Annotated in this window: 13 protein-coding genes and 1 tRNA gene; 3 read left to right on the top strand and 11 right to left on the bottom strand. The window is 70.9% G+C overall.

Going from position 1 to position 14,980, the window contains the following annotated elements; translation table 11 throughout:
- Window positions 1-43: 43 nt before the first annotated feature.
- The 10 genes from RM445_RS11025 to RM445_RS11070 form a co-directional block, all read right to left on the bottom strand.
- The gene (locus tag RM445_RS11025) at window positions 44-982 is read right to left on the bottom strand and encodes a nitroreductase family protein (protein WP_311556083.1); all 939 of its coding nucleotides are present in this window, start codon (window positions 980-982) and stop codon (window positions 44-46) included.
- A 70-nt stretch (window positions 983-1,052) separates the two neighbouring features.
- Complete coding sequence (locus RM445_RS11030; RefSeq protein WP_311556084.1) at window positions 1,053-2,135, bottom strand: GNAT family N-acetyltransferase; 1,083 nt, start codon at window positions 2,133-2,135, stop codon at window positions 1,053-1,055.
- Complete coding sequence (locus RM445_RS11035) at window positions 2,132-2,593, bottom strand: hypothetical protein (protein ID WP_311556085.1); 462 nt, start codon at window positions 2,591-2,593, stop codon at window positions 2,132-2,134. The genes RM445_RS11030 and RM445_RS11035 overlap by 4 nt, the downstream gene beginning before the upstream one ends.
- A gap of 163 nt (window positions 2,594-2,756) precedes the next feature.
- Window positions 2,757-4,289 (bottom strand): phenylacetate--CoA ligase family protein, encoded by a 1,533-nt coding sequence (locus RM445_RS11040; protein WP_311556086.1) that lies wholly within the window; start codon window positions 4,287-4,289, stop codon window positions 2,757-2,759.
- Window positions 4,290-4,430: 141 nt separating this feature from the next.
- The gene (locus RM445_RS11045) at window positions 4,431-5,153 is read right to left on the bottom strand and encodes an ABC transporter ATP-binding protein (protein ID WP_311556087.1); all 723 of its coding nucleotides are present in this window, start codon (window positions 5,151-5,153) and stop codon (window positions 4,431-4,433) included.
- Window positions 5,150-6,031, bottom strand: a complete 882-nt coding sequence (locus RM445_RS11050) for an ABC transporter ATP-binding protein (RefSeq protein WP_311556088.1) — start codon at window positions 6,029-6,031, stop codon at window positions 5,150-5,152. The genes RM445_RS11045 and RM445_RS11050 overlap by 4 nt, the downstream gene beginning before the upstream one ends.
- The gene (locus RM445_RS11055; protein ID WP_311556089.1) at window positions 6,028-7,806 is read right to left on the bottom strand and encodes a branched-chain amino acid ABC transporter permease; all 1,779 of its coding nucleotides are present in this window, start codon (window positions 7,804-7,806) and stop codon (window positions 6,028-6,030) included. The genes RM445_RS11050 and RM445_RS11055 overlap by 4 nt, the downstream gene beginning before the upstream one ends.
- Window positions 7,803-8,735, bottom strand: a complete 933-nt coding sequence (locus RM445_RS11060) for a branched-chain amino acid ABC transporter permease (RefSeq protein WP_311556090.1) — start codon at window positions 8,733-8,735, stop codon at window positions 7,803-7,805. Before RM445_RS11060 ends, RM445_RS11055 begins: the two co-directional genes overlap by 4 nt.
- Window positions 8,736-8,885: 150 nt before the next feature.
- A complete protein-coding gene (locus tag RM445_RS11065; protein ID WP_311556091.1) occupies window positions 8,886-10,124 on the bottom strand; it encodes a branched-chain amino acid ABC transporter substrate-binding protein in 1,239 nt (412 codons plus the stop codon).
- Window positions 10,125-10,354: 230 nt separating this feature from the next.
- The gene (locus RM445_RS11070) at window positions 10,355-10,930 is read right to left on the bottom strand and encodes an ANTAR domain-containing response regulator (protein ID WP_311556255.1); all 576 of its coding nucleotides are present in this window, start codon (window positions 10,928-10,930) and stop codon (window positions 10,355-10,357) included.
- A gap of 165 nt (window positions 10,931-11,095) precedes the next feature.
- On the opposite strand from RM445_RS11070, the gene RM445_RS11075 reads away from it, so the two are divergent.
- The 3 genes from RM445_RS11075 to RM445_RS11085 all read left to right on the top strand — a co-directional run bounded on the left by RM445_RS11075 (window position 11,096) and on the right by RM445_RS11085 (window position 14,108).
- Window positions 11,096-11,169 (top strand) — tRNA-Leu (locus RM445_RS11075).
- Between the two features lie 524 nt (window positions 11,170-11,693).
- Window positions 11,694-13,514 (top strand): multicopper oxidase domain-containing protein, encoded by a 1,821-nt coding sequence (locus RM445_RS11080; protein ID WP_311556092.1) that lies wholly within the window; start codon window positions 11,694-11,696, stop codon window positions 13,512-13,514.
- Window positions 13,515-13,613: 99 nt separating this feature from the next.
- Complete coding sequence (locus RM445_RS11085) at window positions 13,614-14,108, top strand: DUF309 domain-containing protein (protein WP_311556093.1); 495 nt, start codon at window positions 13,614-13,616, stop codon at window positions 14,106-14,108.
- Window positions 14,109-14,118: 10 nt separating this feature from the next.
- On the opposite strand, the gene RM445_RS11090 is transcribed toward RM445_RS11085, so the two are convergent.
- Window positions 14,119-14,856 carry an SDR family NAD(P)-dependent oxidoreductase gene (locus RM445_RS11090; protein ID WP_311556094.1) on the bottom strand — a complete coding sequence of 246 codons (738 nt, stop codon included), beginning with the start codon at window positions 14,854-14,856 and terminating at the stop codon, window positions 14,119-14,121.
- Between the last annotated feature and the right edge of the window lie 124 nt (window positions 14,857-14,980).

Raw genomic sequence — 14,980 nt, forward strand, 5'->3', positions numbered from 1 at the left:
GCGGAACGCGACGCCGACGTCGGATCCGTCGACGGACCCGCGATCACCCACCGACGGGAAGACGCGCCGAGCGGACCGGCTCGGCGCGGGGCCGACCGGCCCGGAACACGGCGAGCGGTTCGACCTCGCCACCGCCACCGGCGCGGACCCGCTGCCGGACGCGGTCTGCGGTGGCGGGGCAGTCGATGAGCTGGCTGAGCGGGTGCACGGCGAGGCCGTGTCGGGCCAGCACGAGCCAGGTCCGCAGCAGCCGTCGCCCGGCCGCCACCCGGTCCTCCTCCGCCCGGCCGGTCAGCACGAGCACGCTGCCGTCGCCGCGGAGCAGCCCCCGGCCGGACGCCGCGAGCAGCGCGGGCACCCCGAGCCGGCAGGTCACCGCGAGGCTGCGCAGCGCCGCGTCGAGGAGCCGCGCCTCGACCCGCGACAGCGCGAGTGCGCGGTCGGTGAGCCCGTCGCGGTCGTAGCGGGGGTGGCCAGGACGCAGCCGCAGCCACTCCCGCAGCTCGTCCACGGAGCCCCGCGTGCCGAACATCCACCGGTCCGCCGCCGCCAGGTCGGCCGCCAGCTCCTGCGCGGGCAGGTGCACCAGGCCGGATTCCAGGTCGGCGAGGACGTCCTGCGGCACCGGCCCGGGGACGTACGACCCCCGGGCGACCCTGCGGCCGTCGAGATCGGCCGCCGAGAACACCGTGCGGTACACCGCGTCCACCGCGACCAGCCGCACGGCGCGCGGGCCGTCGGACACCGCGTCGACCGCCAGCCCCGCGTCCGCCGCGACGACCAGGCAGCTCTCGACGAAAGCCCCGAGGCCCAGCTCCAGGTCGCGGCCCGTGGGATCCGACACGGGCAGTGACCGGGCCGGGTCGACACCGATCCGCACCTCGTCCGCGGCGTACGAGAGCAGCCACGGCTGCGTGTTGTGCGCGCTGGGCGCCCGCCGGAACACCGCCTCCCGCGCCCGCAGCTCCTCGACCCACGTCATCGCTCTCCCTCGCTGCGCTCGGTCGGCACTGACCGAGGCGCTGTGACACTGGTTCGCTCGCTCCGCTCCCTCACAGACGCTCGTAGAACGCGTGCCCGTGCAGCGGCCGCCCGCCGGCCCGCCGGTACTGCGCCGCCGAGGCCGGGTTGCTCCGCTCGACGAAGGTGCTGCGCAGGCTCCGGTAGCCACCGTCGCGCAGGCCGCGGTGCAGCTCGCGCGAGAGCAGCGTCAGGTAGCCCTGGCCCTGCTCCTCCGGCACCGTCCCCTTGATCACGAGGACGGCGTCGCGCCGGGGCCGGCGGCGGGTGGCGAGCAGCCGAAGCCGGTTCACCATCCCGAGCCGGCCGCCGACAGCCATGAGGAACTCCGAGATGTCGGGCACCACGACCACGAACGCGACCGGGCGCCCGGCCTTCTCCAGCCACAGCAGCAGGCGTTCGTCGAGCAGGAAGGCCAGCCCGTCCGTCTGCGCGACGAGCTTCTCCGCCGATATCGGGGTGTAGTAGCCCAGCTGCGCGAAGCTCGCGTTCAGCATCTCCCGCAGGATCGGCAACTGTGCCGCGAAGCCGCGCCGGGACCCGTGCCGGACGACCAGCTGCTCGGCCGCGATCCGCGCGTCGTCGAACCGGAAGCCCGCGTCCGACCCGTCGACGTCGACGATCCACGTGTCGCCCTCGAAGCGGCGGGTGAAGCCGTGCCGTTCGTAGGCTTGCGGGTAGTAGGCCGGATTCCAGGCCGAGTCGACGAACCCGCGCTCGGTGAATCCGGAGGTGATCACACCGCCCGTCTCGTTCGGCAGGAGGGCCACCGGGCCGAACAGCGGCAGCCCGCTCGCCCGGGCCGCGATCGCGTCGACGATCGCGGCGAACACGGTGTCGTCGTCGACGAACTCGGTGTGGCCGAACAGCTGGTGCGGACCGCTCTTCGCGTCGAACCCGGCGTCGCGGTGCACGCTCGTGCGACCGACGACCGTGCCCTCGCCGTCGCGGACCAGCAGCAGCTCGGCGGTACGGGCGTGTCCCGCGATCACCGACGACAGGAGCGGCACGTACCGGTCGCGCGGGTGCAGGCGCAGCGGCAGGTCGCAGAACGCCCGCAGGTCCGCCTTCGACGCGACCGGCGCGACCCGCACCGGCCCGACGGCGGTCGTCACCGGCCCGCCGACCGGCGATGCACCGGCGGCCCCTCGGTCTCGCGTGCGAGCGGGGTGAAGGTCGGGATGTGGCCCATCGAGCCGTCCTCCGCCCGCCAGCGACCGTTCGAGTAGCCCTCCGGCTGGGCGTCGAAGATGCGGATGAACCCCGAGTGCGCCCGCTTCGTGCCGTCGTCGGTCAGCCAGCACATGAGCTCGCGGTGTTCCTTGCTGCGGGCGAACTTCAGCAGCGCGTCGCGGTCCTCGAAGAACGCGATCGTGCCGAGCGTGAGCGGCCACTCGTAGTACGTCTTGTGCCAGCGGTAGCTGCGCATGCGCGTCATCTGTGCGAGCATCCGCCGCCACGGCCGGTACAGCATCACCAACGTCCACGGCGTGGCGTAGCGGGTGCCGCCGATGAACATGGCCCCGGCCTGCGCCTGCGGCGGCCCCGCCGAGAAGTCCGACGTCCGGCTCACGAAGCCGCCCCCTTCACGACTGCGGTGTCCACAGACGTTCGCCGGGTCCTCGCGGGCCCAGGCGGCGCCTCGCGGCGTTGTCGTCGCCGCCGATACCCCGGTATCGGCGGCTCCTCCGCCTTGCGATGCATCCACCTGCATCCCGCGATCACCCCGACAACGTTCATGGACACCGCACTAGGTACACATTCTTGATCTTCGGGTCCGTGCCGGTGAACGGGCCGGTGCCCAGGTCGTGCACCTGCACCCGCAGGTCGCCCGCCGACGGGTCTTCCGCCAGCGACTCGGCGAAGTCGCGGCTGACGGCCGCGAGGTGCGCGAGCACCCCCGCGCGGGCCCGCTCCGCGAGCACCACCCGCTCGTCCGGCGCCGGGGCGGCGTCGGCGCGCAGCTGCAGGTGGACGACCGGCCGCGACTCCAGGTCCGCCTGCTCCTGCATCTCGAGGCAGAAGCTCTGCAGCAACGGGGCCAGTACGTCGTCGGCGTACAGGCCGTACTCGACGTCCTGCGGGTAGATGTTGGCCCCCATGTACGAGATCGTGCTGTCGCGGCGCCCGAACAGGAACAGCAGGGGAAGCCGCATCCTGTCGGCCCGCCACGCCCGCTCGGCGTCGGCCCGCACTGCGGCCGGGATCGCGGCCATCACCTCGGGGAACGACCGCAGCCGCCCCTCGTCGCCGACGTTGTAGCGCAGCTTCGGTGTGAGGACCGCCGTGGAGTTGATCGTGCAGAGCAGCTCGCCCACCGGTGTCGTCTCCAGGTACGTCTCCAGCGGGTTGTACTGGAAGACCATCGGCAACCGGTGCTCGTGCGGCCCGAGGAGGGCGGCGCGCAGCGCGGCGTCCGTCCGCAGCCGGCGGCGGACCCAGACGCTGAAGTCGGTCTCGCCCGCCATCCCGATCGTGAGGTCGCTCGCGCCGTAGCCGGAGCGGACCTTGACGAACCGCTCCTCCAGGTAGTCGCGCAGCGCCTCGGTCATCCCCTCGCCCCCGACCAGGCCGCTGATCCGGTACCGGTCCCAGGGGAAGCCCTCGGCGTCGAGCAGGTCGCGCAGGTGTTTGAGGAAGGGCGGGTACGCCGTGACGATGTAGTCGAAGCCCGGCCCGAAGTGCTGCAGCGTGTCGACGATCTTGCGCAGATCCGGGCCGGTGTTCTTCACCATCGCCACCTGCGCCATCGCGATGCCGGTGTTCGTGCCCGTGGCCCAGGCGCCCATGGAGTACGCATTGATCACGAACCGGCGCGGCGACGGGAACACCATCGTCGTGAACCCGGCCAGGTTCTTGTGCACGGACCGCAGCTCCCGCCGGCTGCGGACCCAGTTGAACGGCTGCCCGGACGATCCCGACGACTCGTCGACGACGCTGCCGACCACCGCGAGCTCACCACCCCGGCAGCGCTGCTCCTCCGGGTAGGCCGTGACGTAGCCCTGCTTGTCCGTGGGCGGGTAGGACTCCAGCCGGAACCAGCGGAACCCCCAGCCGCTGCGGTGCAGGAAGTCGCGGTACGCGGGCACCTCGAGCCAGGCGAACTGGCAGGTCATCCAGGCGTGCAGGCGCGCGAACCGGCCCATCCACGGCCGGTAGTTGCGGGCCATCAGCCGCCAGACGGCGGGGTGCGCCCGGTAGAGGGTGTAGAGCCCGGTCAACGCGACGCTGGCGACCCGCAGCGTCCACTGGCGCAGGAAGGTCATCATGAGGCGGAGACTAGAAGGTCGAACACAAGTTACTCACGGGTACTGACACCACCCCTGCGACGCAGCTCCGCCGCCGCCAGGCTCGCCGGCTCCCGAGCCCGGCCGCCGGCTGGGTCGAGGGGCTTCGCCTGACGGCGGCGTTCAGCTCCCCACGCCCTCGCCCAGGTAGGCCTCCTGCACGCGCGGGTCGGCCAGCAGCTCGCGCCCGGTGCCCGACAGCGTCGTCCGTCCCAGGTCGATGACGTAGGCACTGTCCGACAGCGCCAGCGCCGAGAGCGCGTTCTGCTCGACGAGCAGGATCGTGGTGCCCTCGGCCTGCAGCTCCTTGATCGTCGAGAAGATCTTCTGTGTCATGATCGGCGAGAGCCCCATCGACGGCTCGTCCAGCATGAGCACCGACGGCCGCGACATCATCGCTCGGCCGATGGCCAGCATCTGCTGCTCGCCGCCGGAGAACAGGCCCGCCTTGTTGGTGCGCCTCTCCCCCAGTACCGGGAAGAGCTCGTAGACGTGGTCGATGTCCTTGCGGATCTCGGCGTCGTCGTTTCGCGTGTAGGCGCCCAGCCGCAGGTTCTCCTCCACGGTCATCCGCGCGAAGAGCTTGCGACCCTCGGGACTGTGCGCGATCCCCTTCGAGAGGATGGCGTGCGCAGGCAGCCGGTGGATCGGCTCCCCGTCGAGCAGCACCTCGCCGGACACGGCACGCAGCAGGCCCGAGATGGTGCGCAGCGTGGTGGTCTTCCCCGCCCCGTTGCTGCCGATCAGGCTGACGATCTGGCCCTTCTCCACCTTGAAGGAGACGCCGCGCACGGCCTGGATCGCCCCGTAGGCGACGACCAGGTCGCGGACCTCGAGATAGCTCACGGGGTGTCCTCTTTCCGGTGCGCGCCCCCCGGCGCCTCGCCGTCGGTGGCGCCGTGGAGCTGCGCCTCGACCTCCTCCGGCGGGGCCCCGAGGTAGGCCTCGACCACGCGGGGGTCGCCGCGCACCTCGTCCGGGCTCCCTGCCACGAGCAGCTCGCCCTGGACGAGCACGAGGACCCGGTCGCAGAGGGTGAAGATGAACTTGGTGTCGTGCTCGATGACGACGACCGAGATGCCGAGGTCCCGGATGGCGAAGATGAGCCGGCGGGTGCCCTCGGTCTCCTGGGCGTTCATCCCGGCGGTGGGTTCGTCGAGCAGCAGCACCGCCGGGTCCGTCGCCAGTGCGCGGGCGATCTCGAGCCGCCGCTGGTCGCCGTAGGGCAGGTTGCGGGCCAGCTCGTCGGAGAACCGACTCAGCCCGACGAACTCGAGCAGCTCCTGCGTGCGCTCGCGTGCCTCGGCCTCGCTGCGCTTGAACTTCGGGCCGTGGAGCAGCGACGCCAGTGGCCCCTGCTTCATCCGCACGTGCCGCCCGACGAGGACGTTCTCCTCGGCGGTCATGCTCGGGAACAGCCGGATGTTCTGGAACGTCCGCGCCACGCCCTTCTCCGTGACCAGCGCGGGGTCCTGCGGGAGCCGCTCGCCGCGCAGGGCCACCGTGCCCGACGTCGGCGCGTACAGGCCGGTCAGGCAGTTGAACAGGGTGGTCTTGCCCGCCCCGTTCGGCCCGATGAGCCCGATGATCTGACCCTCGTCCAGGTCGAACGACACGTCGTTCAGCGCGCGTAGACCACCGAACTGCATCGTGACGCCGCTCGCCGCGAGGATCGGCCTCCCGCCGGTGCGATCCGGCGTCTCCGCGGTCACCGGGGCGTTCACGCCGGCACCTCCGTCCGGGTCGCCGGCGTGCCGCCGGGCGGAGGCTCGTCCGCGGGGTCGTGGGCCAGCTCGGCCCGCCGGTGCCGGTCCGGCACGAGCCCCTGCGGGCGGAACCGCATGATGAAGACGAGTGCGAGACCGAACAGCAGCAGCCGATAGTCGGCGAACTCGCGCAGCTTCTCGGGCAGCACGAACAACAGCGACGCGCCCAGCACCGCACCGGGCACTGTCCCCATCCCGCCGAGGATGACCGCCGCGAGCAGCGTCACCGACTCCAGGAAGCGGAAGCTCTCGTACGACACCGTGCCGGTCTTGTGTGCGAAGAACGCCCCGGCGAAACCGGCGAGCGTGGCGCCGCAGAGGAACGCCATGATCTTGATCGGGCCGGTGCGGATGCCCATGGCCCGCGCCGCGTCCTCGTCCTCGCGGATCGCGATCCACGCCCGCCCGAGCCGCGACTCCTTGAGGTGGCTGAACACCAGCATCACCAGCGCCACGAGGAGCACGATGAGCACGTAGTACAGGACGCCCGCCGGGAGCTGGATCCCGCCGACCACGATCCGGTCGGAGAACCGCGTGCCGAACAGCTCCACCTGCGGGATGCCGGGAATGGCGTTCGAACCACCAGTGAGTCCGAAGATGTTGTTCTGCGCGGTGCGCACGAAGATCTCGCCGAAGGCGAGCGTGACGATCGCGAGGTAGTCGCCGCGCACCCGCAGCGTCGGCGAGCCGACCACGGCGCCGAACAGCCCGGCGACGATCGCGGAGATCACCATGACCAGGGCGAACGGCAGGTGCACGTCGAACTTCGCGGCGGCCGCGCCGGACAGGTTCGCCGCGGTGAAGGCCCCGATGCCGAGGAAGGCCACGTAGCCCAGGTCGAGCAGGCCTGCCAGGCCGACGACGATGTTGAGCCCGATCGCGGTGGCGGCGTACACGCCGATGTTCGCCGCGACCGTCATCCAGTACTCGTTGCCGGCCGCCGTGAGCGGGAGGGCCAGCGCCACGACCAGCAGCACGACGACGCTGAACACCCGGTGCCGTTCCGCCAGCGCGGCCACCCAGTTCAGCAGGCCAGAGGCGGAGAGCGCGGCGAGCAGGCCGCCCAGCGCGCCGAGGAACGACAGGAACACCGCGCCGGAGTACGGGTTCGCCGCGCCTCCCGTGCCACCGGCGGTCAGCACCGCGGCGACCAGGAACAGCAGCAGCAGGTAGGCGACGACGAGAGCGCCCCGCTCGGCCCACGGGTTGAGCCGCCACCGCCACTCCGGGCGCCGCTCGATGCCACCCGCCGTGGCCCCGAGCACGATCAGCACCCCGCCGAGCAGCGCCACGATCGCCCCGAAGGCCACGGCACCGCCCGCAGCCGTGATCGCGCCGAGGCCACCGCCCTCGACCGTGATGTACAGGCCGTTGAGGATGCTGACCGCGACGACGCCCCAGCCGACTCCGCGCAGGATCCGACCGCGGCCGGGCACGCGGACGAGGGCCAGGACGATCGCGGCGATCCCGAAGATCAGCAGGTGCAGGCGGAACCCGGTCACCCCGAACGGGACCGTGAAGAACTGCAGCGTCGCCTGCTCCGGGTAGCGGCCCTCGTTGAGCACGAAGGTCGCCCACGGCAGGTACGTGCCGATGATGGTGAGCACGCCGCCGGCCACCCGGGCCGCCGTCGCGTGCGGGGCCAGGGGCGCCGCCATGCGGTGCAGCCGGCCGGAGGGTGCCGGAATCGGGCTGTTCGACTTGGCTCCGGCCGGGCTGGTCGTCGTGGTCATGCCCGCACCCTCTCCGACTCGCCGAAGAAGCCCTGCGGCCGGAACACCAGTACCGCGATGAGCACGACGAAGATCCAGACGTAGTCGTAGGCGGTGCCACCGGGCAGGTACTGCCCGCCGAGGGCCTTCACGAGCCCGATCACGATACCGCCGACCACCGCACCCTTGAGGTTGCCGATGCCGCCGAGGACCGCCGCGGTGAACGCGAAGATGCCGTTCTGGAAGCCCATGTCGATGTTGATGAAGCCGAGGTCCGTCCCGTACATGACCCCTCCGACCCCGGCGAGCGCCGCGCCGAGCGCGAACGTCAGCACGATCACGCGGTCGGTGTCGACGCCCATCAGCCGGGCGGTGTCGGGGTCCTGCGACACCGCACGCATCGCCCGGCCCATCCGCGTGTTGTTGACGAACGTCGTCAGGACCGCGGCCAGGACCAGCGACAGCACGATGATCAGCAGGCCGGTCCACCGCAGCGGAACCGTGCCGCCGGGGACCGGGATCTCCCAGGTGCCCGCCACGAACACCTTCGGGAACGGCAGGGCGGCCGTCGCGCCGGGGTAGAAGTTGCGGACCAGTTCCTGCAGCGCCACGGAGACGCCCAGTGCGGTGATCAGGGGCGCGAGCCGGGGGGCACCGCGCAGCGGACGGTAGGCGAACCGCTCCATGAGCACGGCGACCCCGGTGGAGATCGCCGCGCCGGCGATCAGCAGGAGGGGGAGCGCGAGGTACCACTGCTGCTGGACGAAGGTCGGCAGCAGATAGGTGAACATGGCCAGACCGCCGTAGGCGCCGACCATGAAGATCTCACCGTGGGCGAAGTTGATCAGCTGGATGATCCCGTACACCATCGTGTAGCCGAGCGCGATCAGGCCGATCAGCGAGCCGAGGATGAGCCCGTTGACGATCTGCGACAGGAACGTGGACAGCAAGTGGTCCCCTCCCTCGATCCGATGCGGGGCGTCCGCCCCGCACGGAGTGCCGGGCGGACGCGTCGTGGCCGGATCGGTTACAGACCGGGCGGGGGCGGCTGTTGACCGCCCCCGCCGGAGTCCTTGTGGTGGTTCTCGCGAACCGTGACGTCAGGGCTGGTAGCTGCCCGTCGAGCCCTCGATCGGCTCGAAGTTGTCACCCTTGACCGTGTAGACGGTGAGCACCTTGTTCGTGGTGTCGCCGTACTGGTCGAACGAGACGGGGCCGCCCGCTCCCTGCAGGTTCGTCGCCTGCACGTTGCTGACCACCGTCTTGCGGGTGTCCTCGCTCCAGGTACCGCCCTGCACGGCCTTCGCCAGAGCGTCGATGATCACGTTGGTGGCGTCGTAGGTGAACGCGCCGTAGGCACCGAACGGCTCCGCGTAGTTCGCCGCCTGGTAGTCGGCGATGAACTGCTTGGCGCTGGGCAGCGACTCCGCCGGGGCGCCGACGTTCGTCGCCAGGTCACCCGCGCGACCGCCGAGCGCGACGAACTGCTTGTCGACGAGACCGTCGCCACCCATCAGCGGGATGTTGAGGCCTGCGCCTGCCAGCTGCGCGGACAGCGGACCACCCGCCGGGTACTCGCCGCCGTAGTAGACCGCGTCCGGGTTCTGCGGGCGGATCTTGGCGAGCACGCCGGAGAAGTCGGTGTCCTTCTCGCCGACCTTCTCGCGCGCGACCACGTTCGCGCCGAGCTTGGTCGCCTCCTGGGCGAACTGCTCGGCCAGGCCTGCGCCGTAGGTCTTGCCGTCGTCGATCACGGCGATGTTCTTCTTGCCGGCCTTCTCGACCAGGTACTGGGCGGCGAACGGGCCCTGGATCAGGTCTGTGGTGGCCACCCGGAAGTAGCTCGGGAACGGCCGGCTCGGCGACGTGGTGGCGTTCTCGCCCAGCGTCAGCGTCGGGTTCGTGTTCGCCGGCGAGATCTGGACGATGCTGCGGTCCGCCAGGATCGGCTGGACCGTCTGCGCCGTCGAGGAGTTCAGCGTGCCGACCACGCCGACGACGTTCGGGTCCGAGGCGAGCTTCGTGGCCGCCTGTCCCGCGACCTGCGGGGTCGCCTGGTCGTCTTCCGCCTGGAAGGCGAGCGCGTAGCCCGGGACGGCGCACTTCTGGTTGGCCTGGTCGACCGCCAGGTCCGCGGAGTGGCTCATGCCCAGACCAAGGGCAGAGAGGCCGCCCGACAGCGGAGCCACCATCCCGATGACCAGCGTTCCCTTGCTGGTGTCGCAGGAGCTGCCGCCGGCGGCGCCGCCGGTGCCCTCCTGCCGGTTCGTGCCGCACGCCGTGAGCCCGAGAGCCCCGGCGAGGATCGCGGCGGTGACGATCGTCCGCCTCCGAGTCATGTGCCAGACGTCCTTCCATGGCGTGTGAACGGCATCGGTGGTGTCCGACCTCCGCCGAGACACTCTCTCCTGCCGAGAGCGTGGCGGACGTTAGGCGACACCCCGAGCCGACGCACCACCGCCCCGGCCTCTTTACCGGACCGCAATCCGATTGTCGCCGACAGTGATGAAATAGGAACGGAACGTCCGTGTCCGGCGACGCTGGGTGATCTGTGGACGACGCGGCGACGTCACGCCCGCGGGGTCGCCAACCCCTCGACGACGGCCTCCGCCACGGCCTTCATGGTCGTCCGGCGGTCCATCGCGGTGCGCTGGATCCAACGGAACGCCTCCGGCTCGGTCATCTGCTGGCGGGTCATCAGCAGACCCTTCGCGCGGTCGACGACCTTGCGTGTCTCCAGCCGCTCGCTGAGCGTGGCGACCTCGTCCTCCAGCGCGCGCTTCTCCGCGAACCGCGAGACCGCCAGCTCGATCGCCGGCACCAGCTCGTGGCGGGCGAACGGCTTCACCAGATAGGCCATGGCGCCCGCGTCGCGCGCCTGCTCGATCAGCTCGCGCTGGCTGAACGCCGTCAACATTACCACGGGAGCGATCCGCTCCTCGACGATGCTGGTCGCCGCGGTGATGCCGTCCATCTTCGGCATCTTGATGTCCATGATCACGAGGTCGGGGTGGAGCCGCCGCGCCAGCTCGAGCGCCTGCTCGCCGTCGCCGGCCTCACCCGCGACGACGTAACCCTCTTCGGTGAGCATCTCGGCGAGGTCCATGCGGATCAGCGCCTCGTCCTCGACCACGAGGACCTTCAGTCCGGCGGCGGGGGCGGCGGGGCTCGCGCTGCCGTCGTCCTCGGAAACCTGCTGTGCCACCGGGCAATCTCCTCTGCGGAACGGGTCGGACCGGGAGCCACCAGAGTACCGGGCTATGCTCGACGCCAGTTGTGACACGGCCCCCTGGTGGGCCGAACGGACCAAGCCCCCGTACTCCAACTGGCAGAGAGGGCGCTCTCAAACAGCGCACAGTGTGGGTTCGAATCCCACCGGGGGCACTTTCCGCTCATTATTGTCGGTGGCGACCACGACCATTCCTTCGTGCACCCGAGACTGGTCGACGAAGCCCGCCGCCTCTACGCCGTGGGGCTGACCGCCACGGACGTCGCCCGATCGAATGAGCCTTCCACGAGCGATGGTCGCGCATTGGTGCCGAGGAGACCGCCGACCGCCCGATGTCGAACGGTCCGCGTGTCCGCGGTGCACCGGGTCCCCACTGGACGTGGCGCAGTATGCCTACCTGCTCGGTCAGTACCTGGGAGACGGCCACATGAGGATTGTTGGACGTGTGGGTCGGCCCGAAGACTTGAGCGCCCGTCGACTTTTACTCGAACTTGACCAAACAGCGTGAAATGCTTTGCTCGAAAGGCTCGAATCGGCACGAACTGGACAGCCGAGATTTCCCGACCCCCCGCATTTGGTGTTTCCGCTCCCCCCACCCGCGTCTGCTGACCCACCCCGTTTCCGACGACAGTTCCGCCCGACGGCAGAGGAACTGCCACGGCGAGTCAAGGGGTAGACGATGATCGAAGCCCAGATGTCCCGTCGGGACGTGTTGAAGTTCTCCGCGCTGGGCGCCGCAGTGGTCGCGCTCCCACTGGAGCGGGTCGTGCGCGCCAAGACGGTGAGCCAGATCGCGGCCAGCAAGCTTCCCGCTCCCTACACCCTGCCGTTCGCGGTTCCGCCCGTGGTCGACGGCCGGTCCGGCGGCACCGTCACCCTCGACCAGAAGTTGGCGAAAGCGGGAATCATCCCGGGCTTCCAGACCACGATCTTCGGTTACGCCCTGCCCGGCCAGGCGCCGACCACGCCGGGACCGACGATCCACGCCAAGCGCGGCACACCGCTCACGGTGATGCAGGCCAACAGGCTGCCGGCGGCGCACCCGTTCCTCAACTACGACCCGTGGACCTCGACGCACCTGCACGGCTCGGCGTCGAAGCCGCAGTACGACGGGTACGCCAGCGACATAACCAAGGTCGGCCAGACCAAGCGCTACGTCTACCCGAACAAGCAGGACGCGCGGACGCTCTGGTACCACGACCACGGCGTGCACCACACCGCCGAGAACGCCTACATGGGGCTCGCGGCGCAGTACCACCTGCACGACGACGTCGAGTCCGGCCTCGCCATTCCGAAGTGGTCATGGGACGGCCGTCCGGTGACCGACCAGTACGACCTTCCGCTGGTCCTCGCCGACAAGATGTTCAGCGCGAACGGCGAGTTCCGCTACGACGACGCGGGCCACACCGGCCTGTGGGGTGACGTCGTCCTGGTCAACGGCGTGCCGTGGCCGAACCTCAAGGTCAAGAAGCGGCTCTACCGCTTCCGGGTGCTCAATGCGTCGATCTCCCGCGGCTACCGGCTGCAGATGAGCAACAGCACGCCGATGAGCGTGATCGGCACCGACGGCGGCCTCATGCCCCAGGTGCAGCAGACCACCCAGCTGCGGATCGGCATGGCCGAGCGCTACGAGATCGTCATCGACTTCTCGAAGTACACCCCCGGCACGAAGCTTCAGCTGCTCAACCTGGGCGTGCCCAACTCCACGGACTTCGACAACACCGGCAAGATCATGCAGTTCGAGGTCGTCAACGACGCCTTCGACCCGAAGGACAACGCCCTGCCGACCGGCGGCCTCTACTCCCTCAACCCCAACAAGGAGGTCTGGGACCTCAAGGAGACCGAGATCCAGGGCACGACGAAGATCGAGGTCCTGCGCCAGAACGGCGAGTGGAAGATCCAGAGCACGTCCACGAGCACCGCGAGCAACTCGGGCTCGGGCGGCTCGGGTTCCAGCGGCTCGGGCAAGGGCGGCTCGGGCAAGGGCGGCTCCGGGTCGGGCAGCTCGGGCTCGGGGAGCTCCGGCTCCGGCAACGGCACCACCAAGCTGATGACCTGGGAAGACATCATCGCCTCCAACTACAAGGAGACGGTGGCCAACCCGGCGTCGGGCGACGTGCAGATCTGGGAGATCACGAACAAGTCGGGCGGCTGGTTCCACCCGGTGCACATCCATCTCGTCGACTTCAAGATGCTCACCCGCAACGGCAAGCCCGTGTTCAACTACGAGCAGGGCCCCAAGGACGTCGCCTTCGTGGGCGAGAACGAGACGATCCGGGCGATCATGAAGTTCGGCACGGCCGGCGACCCGACCACGGACGGCCGATACATGATCCACTGCCACAACCTGCCGCACGAGGACCACGACATGATGACGCAGTTCCGCGTCGGCAACGACGTCGACCGCGACCCCGACGCGACCAAGGGGCCGGACGACCCGGCCAACGCGAACTGCAACGACCCGATCAACGCCGACCCGGCGGGCACCACGAAGGACTGAGCGGACGCCTCCGGAGCGGCCGATCGTGCGGGTCGGCCGCTCCGCCCGTTCCATGGGTCCCGGCGGTGCTCCGGGGCCAGCCGTGGCACCGTGGACCGCATGACGGACCAGCGCGACCGCGACGCCGCGGGCCGTGCCCGCAACGCGCGGCCCCGTGACGCGGCGGGCCGCCCCCTGCCCCGCGGTGCCGTCGGTGTGGAGCGGGTGCCCGACGACCTGGTGCTCGGCCCGCAGGAGAGCCTCGACGAGGCCCAGCGGCTGCTCGACGACGGGATGCCGTTCCACGCCCACGAGGTGCTGGAGGCGGCGTGGAAGGCCGCCGAGCCCGCGCAGCGCGAGCTGTGGCGGGGGCTCGCGCAGCTCGCCGTCGGGCTGACCCACCTGCAGCGGGGCAACGCCCGCGGCGCGGTGGCGCTGCTCCGCCGCGGAGCGGAGCACGTGGGTCACTGGCGGGCGGGCTGGACCGGGTCGCCACCGGCGGACCTCGACCTCGACGGCCTGGTCCGGCACGCGGACTCACTGGCCGCCCGGGTGGAACACGAGGGCCCGGCCGTCGCCACCCCGGACGACCTGCGCCCCCGCCTTCGCGTGTGAGAGTCGGTCTCTACCGCGGCATCCGCCGCCACGCCGCCCGCGGCACGTGCCGCATGACGGCGAACAGCGGCCGGAGCACCGACGGCACCCACACTTCACCGGCTCCGCTGCGCAAGGCGCGCACCGTCGCGTCCGCGACCACGTCCGGGGTGCGCGAGAACGGCGCCGGCGTCATGCCCGTCGTCATCCGGCCGATCACGAACCCCGGCCGGACGAGCAGCAGCCGCACTCCGCTGCCGGCCAGAGCATCGGCGAGCCCGGACGCGAAGCCGTCGAGCCCGGCCTTGGCCGACCCGTAGACGTAGTTGGCCCGCCGCACCCGGACACCGGCGACCGAGGAGAACACCACGATCGTCCCGCTCCCCTGGGCCCGCAGCAGCTGAGCGAGGTGGGTGAGCACGGCGACGTGCGCCACGTAGTCGGTGTGCACGACGGCAAGGGCGTGGTCGACGTCGCGCTCGGCCCGCTCCTGGTCGCCGAGGACGCCGAACGCGACGACGACGGTCTCGAGGGGCCCGAAGCGCGCCACGACGTCGTCGAGCACCGCGCGCTGCCCCTGCACATCGTCGGCGTCGAACTCGACCCGGTGCACCGCCGTCGCGCCGGCGTTGCGCAGGCGGCGCTCGGATTCGTCGAGATCGTCGGCGCGGCGGGCGGCGAGCACCACCGGGGCACCGCTGGCGAGCCTGCGCGCCACCGCCAGCCCGATCTCGCTGCGCCCGCCGAGCACCAGGATCGTTCCCTGCACGCCGCGCAGTCTGCCGCGTGTCGTCTCCGCGCAACGCCGAGGGCCTGGCTTCGGGGTCGTGCCCGAGATGATGTTCGCCGTGCGCCGGCCGGACGGCGCGGAACGGGCGTACTACTCGCCGTCG

It is taken from the genome of Pseudonocardia charpentierae, from assembly GCF_031845345.1.
Classification (GTDB): domain Bacteria; phylum Actinomycetota; class Actinomycetes; order Mycobacteriales; family Pseudonocardiaceae; genus Pseudonocardia; species Pseudonocardia charpentierae.

What these genes read in the sequence shown, in the direction of transcription:
- RM445_RS11025 (WP_311556083.1), bottom strand. Translation starts at nt 982, where the DNA reads ATGACGTGGGTCGAGGAGCTGCGGGCGCGGGAGGCGGTGTTCCGGCGG.
- RM445_RS11040 (WP_311556086.1), bottom strand. Translation starts at nt 4,289, where the DNA reads ATGATGACCTTCCTGCGCCAGTGGACGCTGCGGGTCGCCAGCGTCGCG.
- RM445_RS11055 (WP_311556089.1), bottom strand. Translation starts at nt 7,806, where the DNA reads ATGACCACGACGACCAGCCCGGCCGGAGCCAAGTCGAACAGCCCGATT.
- RM445_RS11065 (WP_311556091.1), bottom strand. Translation starts at nt 10,124, where the DNA reads ATGACTCGGAGGCGGACGATCGTCACCGCCGCGATCCTCGCCGGGGCT.
- RM445_RS11080 (WP_311556092.1), top strand. Translation starts at nt 11,694, where the DNA reads ATGATCGAAGCCCAGATGTCCCGTCGGGACGTGTTGAAGTTCTCCGCG.
- RM445_RS11085 (WP_311556093.1), top strand. Translation starts at nt 13,614, where the DNA reads ATGACGGACCAGCGCGACCGCGACGCCGCGGGCCGTGCCCGCAACGCG.